The 15,054-nt window shown below is 38.9% G+C and carries 10 protein-coding genes and 1 tRNA gene; 4 read left to right on the top strand and 7 right to left on the bottom strand.

Features of this window, described 5'->3' with window-relative positions:
* Window positions 1–101 precede the first annotated feature (101 nt).
* A complete protein-coding gene (locus O6P32_RS07450; protein ID WP_178267071.1) occupies window positions 102–1,007 on the top strand; it encodes a glycosyltransferase family protein in 906 nt (301 codons plus the stop codon).
* Between the two features lie 44 nt (window positions 1,008–1,051).
* Here O6P32_RS07450 and O6P32_RS07445 read toward each other — a convergent pair whose 3' ends face one another.
* The 4 genes from O6P32_RS07445 to O6P32_RS07430 all read right to left on the bottom strand — a co-directional run bounded on the left by O6P32_RS07445 (window position 1,052) and on the right by O6P32_RS07430 (window position 3,599).
* On the bottom strand, window positions 1,052–1,597 hold the full coding sequence (locus O6P32_RS07445) for a methylated-DNA--[protein]-cysteine S-methyltransferase (RefSeq protein WP_269877744.1): 546 nt from the start codon (window positions 1,595–1,597) through the stop codon (window positions 1,052–1,054).
* A 91-nt stretch (window positions 1,598–1,688) separates the two neighbouring features.
* Window positions 1,689–1,764: transfer RNA gene (locus O6P32_RS07440), tRNA-Lys, on the bottom strand.
* An 89-nt stretch (window positions 1,765–1,853) separates the two neighbouring features.
* Window positions 1,854–2,993 carry an AI-2E family transporter gene (locus tag O6P32_RS07435; RefSeq protein ID WP_269877742.1) on the bottom strand — a complete coding sequence of 380 codons (1,140 nt, stop codon included), beginning with the start codon at window positions 2,991–2,993 and terminating at the stop codon, window positions 1,854–1,856.
* Window positions 2,994–3,005: 12 nt separating this feature from the next.
* Complete coding sequence (locus tag O6P32_RS07430; RefSeq protein WP_269877740.1) at window positions 3,006–3,599, bottom strand: thymidine kinase; 594 nt, start codon at window positions 3,597–3,599, stop codon at window positions 3,006–3,008.
* Window positions 3,600–3,759: 160 nt separating this feature from the next.
* Here O6P32_RS07430 and rsmI point away from each other — a divergent pair, with 160 nt between their 5' ends.
* Together rsmI and O6P32_RS07420 are read left to right on the top strand one after the other, a co-directional pair.
* A complete protein-coding gene (gene rsmI, locus O6P32_RS07425; RefSeq protein WP_178267075.1) occupies window positions 3,760–4,434 on the top strand; it encodes a 16S rRNA (cytidine(1402)-2'-O)-methyltransferase in 675 nt (224 codons plus the stop codon).
* Between the two features lie 27 nt (window positions 4,435–4,461).
* Window positions 4,462–5,316, top strand: a complete 855-nt coding sequence (locus O6P32_RS07420; protein WP_178267076.1) for a Cbp1 family collagen-binding glycoprotein adhesin — start codon at window positions 4,462–4,464, stop codon at window positions 5,314–5,316.
* Between the two features lie 452 nt (window positions 5,317–5,768).
* Here the strand turns inward: O6P32_RS07420 and O6P32_RS07415 are convergent, their stop codons facing one another.
* From O6P32_RS07415 to O6P32_RS07405, 3 genes are all read right to left on the bottom strand, one after another.
* Entirely contained in the window at window positions 5,769–7,418 is a 1,650-nt protein-coding gene (locus O6P32_RS07415; RefSeq protein WP_269877739.1) for a RagB/SusD family nutrient uptake outer membrane protein, read from the bottom strand.
* Window positions 7,419–7,440: 22 nt separating this feature from the next.
* Window positions 7,441–10,437: a SusC/RagA family TonB-linked outer membrane protein gene (locus O6P32_RS07410; protein WP_269877773.1), complete on the bottom strand. Its 2,997-nt coding sequence runs from the start codon at window positions 10,435–10,437 to the stop codon at window positions 7,441–7,443.
* 162 nt (window positions 10,438–10,599) lie between these two features.
* A complete protein-coding gene (locus tag O6P32_RS07405) occupies window positions 10,600–11,760 on the bottom strand; it encodes a site-specific integrase (protein ID WP_269877772.1) in 1,161 nt (386 codons plus the stop codon).
* 216 nt (window positions 11,761–11,976) lie between these two features.
* On the opposite strand from O6P32_RS07405, the gene O6P32_RS07400 reads away from it, so the two are divergent.
* Window positions 11,977–15,033 carry a SusC/RagA family TonB-linked outer membrane protein gene (locus O6P32_RS07400; RefSeq protein ID WP_269877738.1) on the top strand — a complete coding sequence of 1,019 codons (3,057 nt, stop codon included), beginning with the start codon at window positions 11,977–11,979 and terminating at the stop codon, window positions 15,031–15,033.
* The last annotated feature ends 21 nt before the right edge of the window (window positions 15,034–15,054 follow it).

The raw sequence follows: 15,054 nt of genomic DNA, 5'->3' as shown, positions 1-15,054 counted from the left end.
ACATAAAATAACCGATATAGGAAGCATTTTGTTTGTCAACTGTGTGTATAGATAATAATTCTTTTTACCTTTGCGCATACTTAATTAAAATTGATAAACTTATGAAACCAACTTTGTTCGTATTGGCTGCAGGTATGGGAAGCCGTTATGGTGGTCTGAAGCAGCTGGATGGTTTGGGCCCAAATGGAGAAACCATCATGGATTATTCTATATTTGATGCTATTCGTGGAGGATTTGGAAAAATCGTCTTTGTAATCCGTAAAGATTTTGAACAGGATTTCCGCGAAAAGATTATCAGCAAATATGAAAATCATATTCCGGTAGAAGTTGTATTCCAGTCAATCGATAAATTGCCTGCAGGCTTTACTTGCCCGGAAGGCCGTGTAAAACCTTGGGGAACCAACCATGCTGTATTGATGGGAAAAGATGTAATCAAGGAACCTTTTGCCGTGATTAATGCAGATGACTTTTATGGTCGCGACAGTTTTGCGGTAATCGGAAAATATTTGTCGGAACTTCCAGAAGGAAAAGAAAACGACTATTGTATGGTAGGATTCCGTGTAGGTAATACTTTGTCTGAAAGTGGTACCGTAGCTCGTGGTATCTGTTCTACAGACGAAAATGACCATCTGACAACGGTAGTAGAACGCACAGAAATTATGCGTATCAATGGTGCGGTAAGCTATAAAGACGAACAGGGAGAATGGGTGGCTGTAGAAGACAATACTCCTGTTTCAATGAACATGTGGGGCTTTACTCCGGACTATTTCCGTTATTCGGAAGACTACTTTGTAGAGTTTCTGAAAGAAAACGGTTCGAATATTAAGGCTGAATACTTTATTCCGTTGATGGTAAATAAGTTGATTAACGATGGAACAGCTACAGTAAAAGTGTTGGATACTACTTCAAAATGGTTTGGTGTGACTTATGCTGCCGACCGTCAGAGTGTCGTAGATAAGATCCAGGCATTGGTAGATGCTGGGGAATATCCAAGCAAATTGTTTTAAGTAATAATATAATTCTATAATCCTCTGTGATGATGTCTTACGGCTTATCGCAGAGGATTTTTTGTGTCTTTTGATGGAGGAAGTGTAAATTTTCCGGTATCAATTCCCTCCAATTTCAATAGGGTAATTTTTCGTTCTATTCCTCCGGCATATCCGGTCAGGCTTCCGTTGCTTCCTATTACTCTGTGGCAAGGTATGATAATGCTGACAGGATTATGCCCTATAGCTCCTCCGATGGCCTGTGCCGACATGCTTTGCCGGTTGTTTTGGCGGGCTACTTCTTTAGCGATATCTTTGTAGGTTACCGTTTCTCCGTAAGGAATGTGTTTCAGTATTTCCCATACAGCCAGTCGGAAGGGAGTATCTTTTAGTTCGATATTTGGAAAGTAATCAGGATTTTCTCCTTTAAAGTAAGCATCCAGCCATTCTTGAGTTTGCCGGAAGACCGAAAGTAAAGTTGTGGTTTTGTCTGCAGGCAAATGCGAAGGGAAATATTTTTGTCCCTCTATCCATAATCCGGTGAGGTGTGTGCCGTTGCTTGCCAATGTTATTTTACCGATGGGTGATGTGTAGTAGTAAGTGTAAAACATATAGATAAGGTAGAAGACAATATTAAATGAATTTGGATGGATAGGAAGGTAAAAACAAAAAAAGAGTTACTAAAAAGTAACTCTTTTTATTTGGTGATCCGCCTGGGGCTCGAACCCAGGACCCCAACATTAAAAGTGTTGTGCTCTACCTGCTGAGCTAGCGAATCAGACCTGTGTTGCAGTCATTTCCTGATTGCGAGTGCAAAGGTATGAAGTTTTCTTGAAACTACCAAATAATGCAATAACTTTTTTGAAATTATTTTTCTTCTTTTGACGTATCATCTTTATTATCAGAACTGTATGATTCTGATAAAAATGCAAGATCTTTCTTTCTGATGTAACGCTGATAGTAGGAAAGCAGTAAGGTAGTACAAGGTAAAGCAATAATCATTCCCAACATTCCCATCAGCGATCCCCAAACAGATAAAGATAATAGGATGATGGCAGGATTCAATCCGGTAATCTTTCCCATGATTTTAGGAACGAGTATGGTATCTTGTATAAGCTGTACGATGCAGAATACCAATAAAGCCAGTCCGAGAACCCACCAGAAGTTTTGTCCTGTATCGGCAGCCTTTAATAAAGCTAATAAAATGGTAGGTATAAAACCTATGATTTGGAGATAAGGAACCATATTGAGAAGTCCGATAAACATACCTAATCCAATTGCCAAAGGAAAATCGATAATTAAGAAACCGATACTAAATAGAACTCCTACACAAAAAGCAACCAAAGCCTGACCTCTGAAATAGCGGTTCATGCTGTCTTTTATGTCGTTGGTGATACGGATGACCATATCACGGTGTTTGGCTTGTATCAGATTAATCCACCCGCTGGCTATTTGTTCGTAATCCAGCAGAATGAAGAAAAAATACAAGAGGATAATAAACCCTGTCAGTATAGCCAATACAATATTATATGAAGTAGATAGTAAGTTCCATACCTGTGGTATCAGCTTTTGTGCGGCTCTTACCATATTTTCAGTACTCAGTGTTTCCTGCCACCAGTTTATATCAATATTGTTCCGGATAAACTCACTGACTGTTGCAGGTATAGAAGAATATTTTTCTCCTTCTATAAAATAAACTTCGAGCAGATGTTTTAACTTGATACCTTCTTCTATCATAGGTGGAATAAAGAGCATGCAAGCTGCTGCTATCACAATAATAAGTGTAAGCATGACTGCAAGAATGGAAACAACCCGGTTTTTCAAATGCAATTTGTTCTGATAAAACAAGACCATGGGGTAAGTAAGATAGGCTATCAGCCATGCTATGAAAAAGGGTAGCAGCGCTCCACTCAATCTGTTTAACAGATAGAGTATTCCTATGATGACAGCTCCGCTTAAGATTCCTCTGATAAAGCTGTCGAAGGTAATTTTCTTTTGGGTAAGCATAATACTATAGGCTTATTTGTGTTCCTTTTGCAAAGCCTGCTGATAGCAACATCTGCATAAAGGCTCATATTCTTGTTTTTCTCCTAAAAGCACCCGTTTTTCGTTAGCTACAGTACGGTGCGATACGTAGGCAAGGTTTCCGCATTTTACGCAGATGGCATGTACTTTGGTCACTTCATCAGCTATGGCACAAAGTGCAGGAATTGGTCCAAACGGTATTCCTTTAAAATCCATATCAAGTCCTGCGATGATTACTCGTATTCCTCTATTGGCCAGTTCGTTGCATACGTTTATCAGACCATCGTCGAAGAATTGTGCTTCGTCAATGCCTACTACGTCTATTTCGGAACTGAACAGGAGTATACTGGCTGAAGAATCTACCGGAGTAGACTGAATGGAGTTGTTGTCGTGTGAAACCACAGCCTGCTCGGAATATCGGGTATCAATGGCCGGCTTGAATATTTCTACTTTCTGTTTGGCGAAAGTAGCTCGTTTCAAGCGTCGGATAAGCTCTTCTGTTTTGCCGGAAAACATGGATCCGCAAATAACTTCGATACGTCCTCTCCGACAGGTTTCCTGTTTGTGATCTTCTGAAAAAACAACCATATTGATTTATATTATTTGTATGGTTGCAAATGTACGTAAAAAACAAATGTATTTGTGTAATACTGGAAAAGAAAGATACAACTTCTGTTAAATATTGGAATGATGTAGACGGCCAAATCAAAAACTTTCTATCTTTGCTTTATTAACATAAAAAATGTATATGGGAAGACTGTATGTGGTTCCTACTCCGGTGGGTAATTTGGAAGATATGACATTTCGTGCAATACGTATTTTAAAGGAAGCAGACCTGATACTGGCAGAAGATACACGTACTTCTGGTATTTTGCTGAAGCACTTTGAAATAAAGAATGCAATGATGTCTCATCACAAATTTAATGAACATAAAACAGTAGAGGGAATTGTGAACAGACTGAAAGCCGGAGAGACTATAGCTCTGATTTCGGATGCCGGTACACCGGGAATATCCGATCCAGGCTTTTTGGTGGTGCGTGAATGTGTGAAGAATGGCATTGAGGTACAATGTCTTCCGGGAGCTACGGCTTTTGTGCCGGCATTGGTATCTTCGGGACTTCCTGATGAACGTTTTTGTTTTGAAGGGTTTTTGCCGCAGAAAAAAGGAAGAATGACTCGTCTCAACGCATTGAAAGAGGAAGTACGTACCATGATTTTTTATGAATCTCCCTATCGTCTGTTGAAAACACTGACACAGTTTATGGAGATTTTTGGTGCTGAACGTCAGGTATCAGTATGTCGCGAGATATCCAAAATACACGAAGAAAGTGTACGGGGAACCTTACAGGAAGTTGTGGCACATTTTACAGCAACGGAACCGCGTGGAGAGATTGTGATTATTTTGGCAGGTAAAGAAGATTGAATTTTAAACTATAAATAATTAAGCTTTATGAAGAAAGTTGTATTTTTAGCATTATGTGGGGCAGCTTTTTTAGCTTCATGTAATAGTGGTACACAAAGTAAAGATGCATTGCAGGTTCAAAATGACTCTTTGATGTTGGAACTTGCCAATCGAGATGCTGAACTGGATGAGATTATGGGTTCGTTCAATGAAATACAGGAAGGGTTTCGGGAAATTAACGAAGCTGAAAACCGTGTTGATCTCCAGGGAGGGGCGATTGAAAGCAAATCAAGTGCAGATAAGATAAAAGAAGATATTCAGTTTATCAGTCAGAAATTGAAATCCAATCGGGAACAGATTGCCAAACTGGAAGCTCAGTTGAAAAGCAGTGGATATAAATCTGCTCAGTTGCAGAAAGCGATCAAAAATTTGACTGCTGAACTTGCGGCAAAACAGCGTCAGATTGAAACTTTGCAGGCCGAACTTGCTTCGAAGAATATTCGTATTGCAGAGCTGGATGAGGCTGTAGAAGGATTAAATCAGAATGTGGATGAATTGACAGCTGAGAATGAGGTAAAGACAAAAACTGTAGCAGCACAGGATAAAGCTTTGAATGCAGCATGGTATGTATTCGGAACAAAATCAGAATTGAAGGATCAGAAAATTCTGAAGAAGGGTGATGTGTTGAAAGATAAAGAATTCAATCAGGAGTACTTCACTCAAATTGATATCCGTACAGAAAAGGAAATTAAATTATTTTCTAAACGCGCTGAGTTGTTGACCTCTCATCCGGCAGGATCATATGAATTGGTTAAAGACAATAAAGGTCAGTTGACTTTAAAAATTACTAATCCAAACCAGTTCTGGAGCGTGTCCCGTTATTTGGTTATCCAGGTGAAATAACTTTTCATCACTATAGTGTTTAAGCAGATCCTCCTGTAACCCTTTTGAGGGTTGCAGGAGGTTTTTTGTTATTCAAGCTTCTGTTTGTATTCTCTTGTACTACTTGTTGCAGCAGAGTCTTTCTTTTCATTTCCTTAAGGTAAGGAATATATCCGATATATTTGTTTTTATCTTTGTTCGGTCCTTACATGGTAAAACTGCAGTCCTTACCTGAAAAAAATCGAGTTTTTTCAGGTAAGGACTGCAGTTGTTATTAATGAGGAGTCGTTACGGTAATGGATGAAGGAAAGCACAGTAGAGAGTGTATGTCGTTATGAGTATGTGGATATTCGTGTTTAAGTTCGTTTGTTGTATAAAAAAAGAGGGTGCTTGGAAGCACCCTCTTTAACTGAGGCAGGAACTGCAATTAATTTTGCAGTACACTTGTGATAGGTTATGATGGTTGGACCATCTTATTTTTCTTGAGGTTTATTGATTCCAGGATTATAATTGGTTTCTGCTTCAGGGATTTCCCATGTCCAATTGTTGTGCCCTGTAGCTGTCACTGTAGTTGCAGTGGCTGCATGTACATTTCCTCCGTCAGGAATACCAACACGGACTATGTCTTTGTTCCATCTCTTGTAGTCATACCAGTTGAATCCTTCTCCCCATAATTCCAATCCTCTGTAATCTACAATTTCCTGGAATAACTCTTCTCCTGTTTTGTTACAAGTATATTCAGGATTTCTACCAGAAGTAGCATTCAGCTCGATTAAAGCTTCTTGTGCTGCTGGTTCATTGTGTAAGAAGTAATTTGCTTCGGCTTCGATTAGCAACATTTCCGAAGAACGGATATGGCAAAGGTATGAAACCCCCGGAGTATCGAATACCCAAAATTTAAGCTGTCCACCTAAATAATAGTATCCTGATTGATAAGCTTCTGTTAATCCGGAAGGAGTCATAGAAGTAACGTATGCGTTTACTGCTTTCCAAATTTCTGTAGTTGTTACAGGTTTAGAGTCTTTTACAGTACCAAAGTAAGCATAAGTCTGATTCAATACGTTTTCGTCAGTCCAGTCAAAGCCTGGGAACTTATCTGTTGTAAGGAATAATGATTTACGCACATCGTTATCAGGAATCTTGTCTGTCAAGGTTCTGTCAATAGCTCCTGCACCATATTCTGTATTATTTGCATAATATCCATTGCAACCAAACTGAGTACCGAATGTCCAGTACCACATGTTTTCAGTACCGTCTCCATAGCTGCCGAAAATCCATTCGCTTGTAGGTTTGCAAAAGCCTGATTTATATTCGGCATTTGACATCAACGGATAATTAGCGCGAGCCAATTTCGCATTATCCAGTGCTGTCTGATAATCCTGTCGGTTCAAGGCAGCTCTTGCGTAAACAGCATAAGCTACATTTAAATTAGGCAGCCATACTTTACCTGATTCGCGGTCCTTGCCAGACTGTGTATAAAGCGAAATAGCATCCTTACAGTCTTGATATATCTGGTTATAACATTCCATGACTGTAGACAGCGGCATTTCACCTGTGCTTTCATCCAGACGCAAGACTACCCCGTTTGTAGTACCGTTCTGAGTATCAGACCAGCGGTAAGTATAAAACTCCATCAACTGTGTATACGCATAAGCACGGTAGGTGAGTGCCTGTGCTTTTATAAAAGCCTTATCCGTTTCTGGCCCCTCTGCACCGTCTATATTCATAATGACAGAGTTGGCATTACTGATGAGTGTATAATAATAGTACCATGGGTATGCACAGTAGGTAGTGGATTTCTGAGTATAGTATTCACCATTAAAGATAGGTGCCCATCCTGGTGCAAACATGTTATATACGAAATTCTGACTTGGGTATTCTCCAAAAACCGTTTTGATTTGATTTTCTCCGCAGTATCCTTGTGAAAAGGCAAATTGCTGATAACACATGGCTTGCGCAATACCATTAATAACCATTGCTGCATTTTCTGTAGTAGCAAAAGCATCAACAGAACCCACAGAAGAGGTGGGGGCAGTATCTAGATAATCACCGGCACATGAAACCATCATGGAACTTGCTAAAAGCAAACTTCCTGAAAATATTGTTTTTATATATTTTTTCATAAATAATTTACACACTAATAAGTTAGAAGTTCAGAGTCAGACCTAAATTATATACTCTCGCTGTTACGTAAGTATCATCTTCTTGACCCGTCTTAGAATAACCGCTGAACGAGTACTGAGGATTTAAACCTTTACGTGAAGTCAATGTAAACAAGTTTTCAATACCTGCATTGATAGTCAATCCAGCAATACCTAATTTACCTATGATCTTTTTAGGGAAGCGGTAAGACAGGTTGATGTTCTTAAGTACCAGATATGAAGCACTTGTCAACCAACGATCTGATAAGGCATTGTTATATGTACTTAAGTTATGGTCAAGTACTGGAATACCATTCGGGTCAATACGGTTAGGCGATGTTTCTGTCATACCTTCGGGTACACCGTTCCATGATTTCAATACATCTGTGTGTAATGCAGAAGCACTTGCAGCTGCTGTGCTCATCAAATTAGCGTATCCAGAGTCGTAAGTCTTTCCACCTAATGAATAAGTGAACAAAGCACCGAATGTGAGGTCTTTCCAACTCAAAGAAGTACGGAATGAACCATATACTGTAGGTAAAGCAGTACCAGCCCAGTCTTTTAGACCATAAGTTGTATCAGTAGTGTAATCTGTTCCGTTGATTGTTACTAATTTTCCACTTTCAGCAGCCTTGCTCTTTTGTGCAGGATCAAGGGTATACAGTGAATTACCGGTCATTTGGTCTACCCCTACAAAATGATATGTCCAGAATTCGTAGATTGAATGTCCTTCAGAATATTTCTGCATTCCCTGGAGAATGTCCTGTCCGTCTGGCAAAGTAATGATCTTGTTCTTTAAGAAAGTTGCATCCAATCCGATGTTCCAATTCCAGTCTTTAGTTCTCAGTACATCTACATCTGCAGCAAATTCAAATCCTCTATTGGAAATCGTTCCAATATTTTTATACTGTGTCATATTTACAGAAGCATCGTTCATCGGGAATGATCCTGCAGACAACGGAAGTTTAACTTCAAACAACAGGTCTTTAGAACGTTTGTCGAAGTATCCCAAAGAGAAATTCAGACGGTCGAATAATCTACCATCAATACCTATGTCGATAGTCTGGGTAGTTTCCCATTTAATATCATCGGCAGGAAGTGATTTCTTGAGTAAGGCACCAGTACCACCATTCTTTCCTAATTCGTATAATGCCATATAGCCATAGTAAGAAACACCGGCATCGTTACCGACTTCACCATAAGAAGCTCTCAACTTGAGATAATCTACCCATTCAACTTCTTCCATGAATGCTTCTTTTGAAATGTTCCAGCTACCGCCTACAGAGAAGAAGTTACCCCAGCGATGATCCGGGTGGAAGCGTGAGCTACCGTCGCGACGGAGAGATGCTTCAAAGAAGTAACGCTCATCGAAGTTATAACGCAGACGAGACAAATATGATTCTGTTTTATACTCGTCATTGTATCCCTGGTAGTAAGAATTGGTTGTAAAGTTCCCCATGGTATAATTGCCTGATACACTCATGTTGGTGTTCATACCGTAAGTAACTTCCATCAGGTAACCGTAATTTTCGTGTCCTAACATCAAGTCTACATTATGTTTACCAAATGAGCGTTTCCAGTTAACCTGTTCCTGTACGTTGAATGTGCGGTACTGGTAGGCGTAATTAGTCAAACGTCCATTGTTTTCTGCACCATCACCAATGTTTGGGTTGTTATATTGGCTGATATTATTGGTTCTATGAGACAAATCACCTTTTACCGTTACAGAGAGGTCATATGGTAAGTTTATGGTAGCGTAAGCCTGTCCGCCTAAAGTATTACGTTTCTGTTGCTGTTGGTCTGTCAGAAGTTCGTAAATGATGTGTCGGTTGCTTAAATAAGAAGAAGTCAAATCGTATTGTTTGTTGCCATCTTCATCATAGATTAAAGAACCGTCTGCATTATGTGCATAGATTGGATATACAGGAGCCATGTAGCGAGAAGTATAGAACGGGTTTGCATAATATGAACCGTAAGCATTCTCGTTATAGTTCTGATTCTGAGCTGTCGCAGAAAGGTTGATACCTGTCTTTAACCATTTGGTAGGATTATAGGTTGTGTTGACACGGCCCGAAAAACGTTCAAATCCGGTATTGATGATATAACCGTTTTCTTTCAAATAGCCCACAGAAGAATATACATTGAATTTCTCTCCAGTGGTCGTAGCTGACAAGGTATATTCCTGACGATATCCTTTTCTCTCCAGTGCATCGGCCCAGTCCAGGTCATTATAACCTGCAAGTTTGTTGGCGATTAATTTTCCGTTGCTGTCGAACAATGCATTGTCTGCTGCATCGTAAATGTTTCTTTTTACCAAAGAACTGATTAAGTTCTGGGTTGCATATGAAGCAGCGTCTGTTTCATTCATACTTAAAGATGGAGTAGACATTGCATAATGCTTTAAGCCCAACCATTCTGCTTCCATCCACTGATCTGCGCCCAATCGGTCGTATTCTGCAATACCACGGGTGTACATACCTTGGTTAGTTGATAAAGAGATTGAAGTCTTGCCATATTCCTTACCTCTTTTGGTGGTAATCAATACTACACCGTTGGCTGCACGGTTACCGTACAAGGCTGCAGAAGCGGCATCTTTCAAGACAGACATAGATTCAATATCTGCTGAGTTCAGGTCTGATATGTTACCATCGAAAGGAACACCATCAACTACATAGAGGGGGTCGGCTGCTCCAGACTGTGTACTGATCGTACCAAAACCACGAATACGGATTGAAGGGTTAGCACCAGGCTCTCCATAAGTATTATTTACCTGGATACCAGGAGCCGAACCTTCCAGTGCGCCAGTCACACTGGTACCGATGCGTTGTTCTATTTTTTTAGAATCAACAACAGATACAGATCCCGTAAGAGATTCTTTTTTTGCTGTACCATAAGCAACAACCACAACTTCGTCCAGTGTTTCGCTGTCTGTTTTTAACACAACGTTTACAATCGGTTTAATTGCAACTTCCTGAGTTTGCAAACCGATAAATGAAACCACCAAAGTTTTTGCTGAACTTTATATATTTTTAATGTGTTGATTATGAGAATATATGTATATCTTTTCTATTTATAAGACCTTACTCCCTGTATTTTGTGAGAAGGTTGTTTGATATAGGTTTCTACCTGTTTTCTATAGTTTTCTTTTATTTAATAAGGCCTTTTACTTTTGCCAGCGTTTTAAGTCCTTAACTATCATTTCAGGGAAAATACTACTATATTGTTGAGTTGTTTTTATATTTCGATGTCCAAGCAGTTTTTGTACAGTTGTTATTTGTACTCCATTATATATTAATAATGTAGCATTTGTGTGACGGGCTGTATGAAAAGAGAAGTGCTTGTTTATATGAGCCATTTTTCCCAATCGTATCAATTCTTTGTTTATCGTAGGATTAGGTCTTAATTTGAAAAAAGATTCTTTATTTTTATATTTCTTTATTATTAAAAGTGCTTTTCCATGAAATAGTAAATTTAAAGGTAATTTTATTTCTTCTTTCGTTTTTATTGAACGAAATATCAACCAATGATCTCCGTTTAAAAAGATGAAATTTTTCGGAGTCAGCTGTTTGAAGTCTGAATATCGTAACCCTGTATAACAGCAAAATAAAAAAGCATCCAGTGTGTGTGAAAGATGATTCCATTGGGCTGGAATGGTGAGTTTCTCTAATGCCGCAAGCTCTTCTGGTAATAAATATGAATGTCTGGTAGGGCCTGTTTTTACACGATAATTCCGAAAAGGATAATCTTCTGGGGATAAATATCCTTGTTTGATTGCTTCATTAATCAGGCTTTTCAAGTGTGACATATGTTTAGCTATCGTATTTATTGCATAGTGTCGTTTAATTAGATAATGTTCAAAGTCTAATAAAAAAGAATACCTTATATCAGAAAAATTGAGAGAGTGTGTATAGGTTTGCAATAAATTTAAGGTTGTTTTCAAGTTATTTTTAGTACTTTCCTTTTTTGAAGAACTTTCTACCCATTTTCTACCAAATGTAATAAATGATTCCGAGGAAAGATGGGATTTGCTGATTTCCGATTTCAATATTGCCAATGTGATAGGTATATTTTTTTTCCAATACTCCAATTCTTTCCATTGTAACTTTAAGATAAATTCATCAATCATACGATTTAATTCCTCTTGATGAGGATGGTTTTGTATAATTCTTTTTTGAGTATTCCATTGTTCAGGAGATATATAAATATGTGTGGAAAAATACACTTTTCTTTTATCAAGGTATGCTTCTATCTGGATAAGTGCTTCTCCTTTCTTATTTAATACCTTTTTACGATTATATACAATACGATACTTAATTTTATGCATTGACATATCTTTTCCTCCTTTACATAAGTCTATATTTTATTCAATAAATATTAATTATTTATACTTGTTTCGGTGGTAAAAGTGTTAAAAAGCAGCTTTTTTGCCATGATTTGCTTTTAAAATGCAAGATATTTAATTTTTATTATTATTTTTGCACTCGATTTAGAGTAAAACAATAATTATTAATTGTAAGGTTAAACTTTAAGAGAGATTTTTATGAAAAGAAAATTGATGCTGTTAATGACCTTCCTGGTGATAGGAATAGGTCTGGTAAACGCACAAGTCTCTAAAGTAACAGGTGTTGTTACTTCTGAAGAAGACGGTTTACCTATCGTGGGAGCATCTGTATTGGTAAAAGGTACTACTGTTGGTACTGTTACCGATCTGGATGGTAATTTTACATTGACTAATGTGCCAAGTTCAGCAAAAACTTTGGTGGTTTCATTTATCGGTTTGCAGACTCAAGAACTTGAAATCAAGCCTATTATGAAAGTTGTTTTGAGATCTGATAGTGAGATGCTGGACGAAGTAATGGTTGTGGCTTACGGAACAGCAAAGAAGTCTTCTTTCACTGGTTCTGCTTCTACTATCAAGGCTGAACAGATTACTTCAGGTTCTAAAGAATCTTTGGATAAGGCTTTCTCTGGTAAAATGGCCGGTGTACGTGTAGCTTCTGCTACTGGTGACCCGGGTTCTATGGGTGAAATGAATATCCGTGGTGTAGGTTCTATTAATGGTTCTAAGACTCCGCTGTATGTAATCGACGGTGTGGTTATGAAATCAGATGGTGATATGAACTATTACGGAAAGTCTCAGAGTGTGTTGAGTACTTTGAATCCTGATGATATTGAAAGCATGACAGTGTTGAAAGATGCGGCTGCTGCTTCTCTGTACGGTTCACGTGCAGCGAACGGTGTGGTTATCATTACTACCAAGAGTGGTAAGGAAGGTAAGACCCGTGTTTCTTACAACGGTGAAGTGGGATGGAATAAGATGGCTGTTGACCAGTATAATATGATGAGTGCTTCAGATTATATCGCATATGCTCGTGAATCTTTGGCTAACTATTATATGGTATATGAAGGTGTTCAGACTAAAGATGAAGCCTATCAAATTGTTGATCAAAATAATGATGTAGCTTCATTTGTAAACGATCCTTCAGGTAATACCAATACAAACTGGAAGGATGAAATCTACCGTACAGCAGTTACTCAGAATCATCAGGTTTCATTGAACGGAGGTAACCAGAGTACTAAATTCTATGCAGGTGTAGGTTACAACAAGAGCGAAGGAATTGTATTAGGAAGTGATTTCCAGCGTATCTCTGCCCGTGTAAATGTAGACCAGAAAATCAATAACTGGGCTGATTTCTCTGTAAAACAGATGATCGCTTCTACTACACAGAACGGTTTCCGTGACCAGAATGACCAGGCTCAAGGTTTGGGTACAAGTTCTCCGCTTGGTATCCTGTTCGCGATGGATCCAACTGCTCCTGTAAAGAATGAAGACGGTACATACAATGCAAATGCAGGTTATGGCCAGGTAAGCAACCCTCACCTGATGTTGGGTGGTAAGGATAGCGATACTGCTATGGAATGGATCCAAAGTAAGATGTTCCGTAGCTTGACCAATGCTGAACTGGGCTTGCATTTCCTGGATAAGATTTTCTTCAAATCTATCTTCGGATACGATTATATCGACAACAAACACTTTGAGTATTGGGACCGTGACGGTGTGAACGGTGCTGCTGTAGGTGGTATGGGCTCTCGTTACACTTTCCAGAACTCAACATTGACAAGTTCAAATACATTGACTTATACTGATACTTTCAACGATGTACATAACTTGTCAATAATGGCCGGTTTTGAATTGGAAGACCAGAATTTGTTGCAGATTATTTCTGTCGCTAAAAACTATTCAACTCATTTGCCTGAATTGTCAAACGGACAGCCTGATGCTGCTTCAAGTTATGATTATGGTTCTGCAATGATGTCTTACTTTGGTAATGTAAACTATAACTACCATGACAAATACTACTTGTCAGCTTCATTCCGTCGTGACGGTTCTTCTCGCTTGAGTAAGGACAACCGTTGGGCTAACTTCTGGTCTGTATCCGGTGCATGGCGTTTGAGTAAGGAAGGCTTCATGGAAGATATGCCGTTGTTTACAGACTTTAAAGTAAAAGCTTCTTACGGTACAAATGGTAACTTGCCTACAGATTACTATGGTTACATGGACCTTTATGCAGGTTCTGGATATGGAAATAATCCAGCTATTTATTGGGCACAGTTGGCAAACAGCGAACTGACTTGGGAAAAATCAAAGAACTTGAACGTTGGTTTCGAATGGAATATGTTCGGTAAGGTAACTTTGTCTGCTGAATATTATTTGAAGAATACTACTGATTTGTTGTTCCAGGTTCCGACTGCCTATGAAACAGGTTTTTCAAGCCGTTGGGATAACTTGGGTAAATTGAAGAACGATGGTGTGGAAATTGAAGTAAATTCACAGAATATTACTACAAAGGACTTCTCATGGACAACTAACTTTAACTTGACCTATCAGCAGGCTATTATTAAGGAACTGCCGGAAGGTAAGGATATCCAGTATGGTGACGGTCAGATGTACATCCACCGCGAAGGTGAATCAATGTATTCATTCTATTTACCGGAATGGGCAGGTGTAAATCCTGATAATGGTGATGGTCTGTGGTATGTGGATCCGACAGATCATTCTAAAGGTACAACTAATAAATATGAAGAAGCTGGATGGGGTATTGTAGGTAAGGCATTGCCTGATGTAATGGGTGGTTTGACTAATACATTCACTTACAAAGATTTTGACTTGTCATTCTTGATTTCTTATCAGTTCGGTGGTGACATGTTCGACTATCCGGGTTATTTTACTCACAATGATGGTTATCGTTTAGGAAATACAGTTCCAGAAGCTGATGCAGCTGACTATTGGACTAAACCGGGTGATAATGCCGCTAACCCGAAACCTGTTTATGGTAATCCTCAGCGTCCTGACCGTTTCTCAAGCCGTCAGGTTAAATCAACAGACAATATCCGTTTGCGTGAATTGACTGTAGGATACAACATTCCGGTGAAGAAATACATCAATCGTCTGAGAGTGTACTTCCGTGCCAACAATCCTTTCCTGATCTGGGCAAAGACTGATAATGTTGATCCGGATGTAGCAATCAACGGTTACCGTCAGGTAGATACTCCGCAGTTGAAGAGCTGTGTATTTGGTGTAAACTTAGAATTCTAATCTTAAACTTGTTCAGAAATT

The organism is Phocaeicola acetigenes, assembly GCF_027529745.1.
GTDB lineage: Bacteria > Bacteroidota > Bacteroidia > Bacteroidales > Bacteroidaceae > Phocaeicola > Phocaeicola acetigenes.
This window is presented reverse-complemented; position numbering and strand designations above follow the sequence as displayed.

Bases quoted from the DNA above. Each gene is read 5' to 3' on its own strand.
- O6P32_RS07450 (WP_178267071.1), top strand. From the start codon at position 102: ATGAAACCAACTTTGTTCGTATTGGCTGCAGGTATGGGAAGCCGTTAT.
- O6P32_RS07445 (WP_269877744.1), bottom strand. From the start codon at position 1,597: ATGTTTTACACTTACTACTACACATCACCCATCGGTAAAATAACATTG.
- O6P32_RS07435 (WP_269877742.1), bottom strand. From the start codon at position 2,993: ATGCTTACCCAAAAGAAAATTACCTTCGACAGCTTTATCAGAGGAATC.
- O6P32_RS07430 (WP_269877740.1), bottom strand. From the start codon at position 3,599: ATGGTTGTTTTTTCAGAAGATCACAAACAGGAAACCTGTCGGAGAGGA.
- rsmI (WP_178267075.1), top strand. From the start codon at position 3,760: ATGGGAAGACTGTATGTGGTTCCTACTCCGGTGGGTAATTTGGAAGAT.
- O6P32_RS07420 (WP_178267076.1), top strand. From the start codon at position 4,462: ATGAAGAAAGTTGTATTTTTAGCATTATGTGGGGCAGCTTTTTTAGCT.
- O6P32_RS07415 (WP_269877739.1), bottom strand. From the start codon at position 7,418: ATGAAAAAATATATAAAAACAATATTTTCAGGAAGTTTGCTTTTAGCA.
- O6P32_RS07405 (WP_269877772.1), bottom strand. From the start codon at position 11,760: ATGCATAAAATTAAGTATCGTATTGTATATAATCGTAAAAAGGTATTA.
- O6P32_RS07400 (WP_269877738.1), top strand. From the start codon at position 11,977: ATGAAAAGAAAATTGATGCTGTTAATGACCTTCCTGGTGATAGGAATA.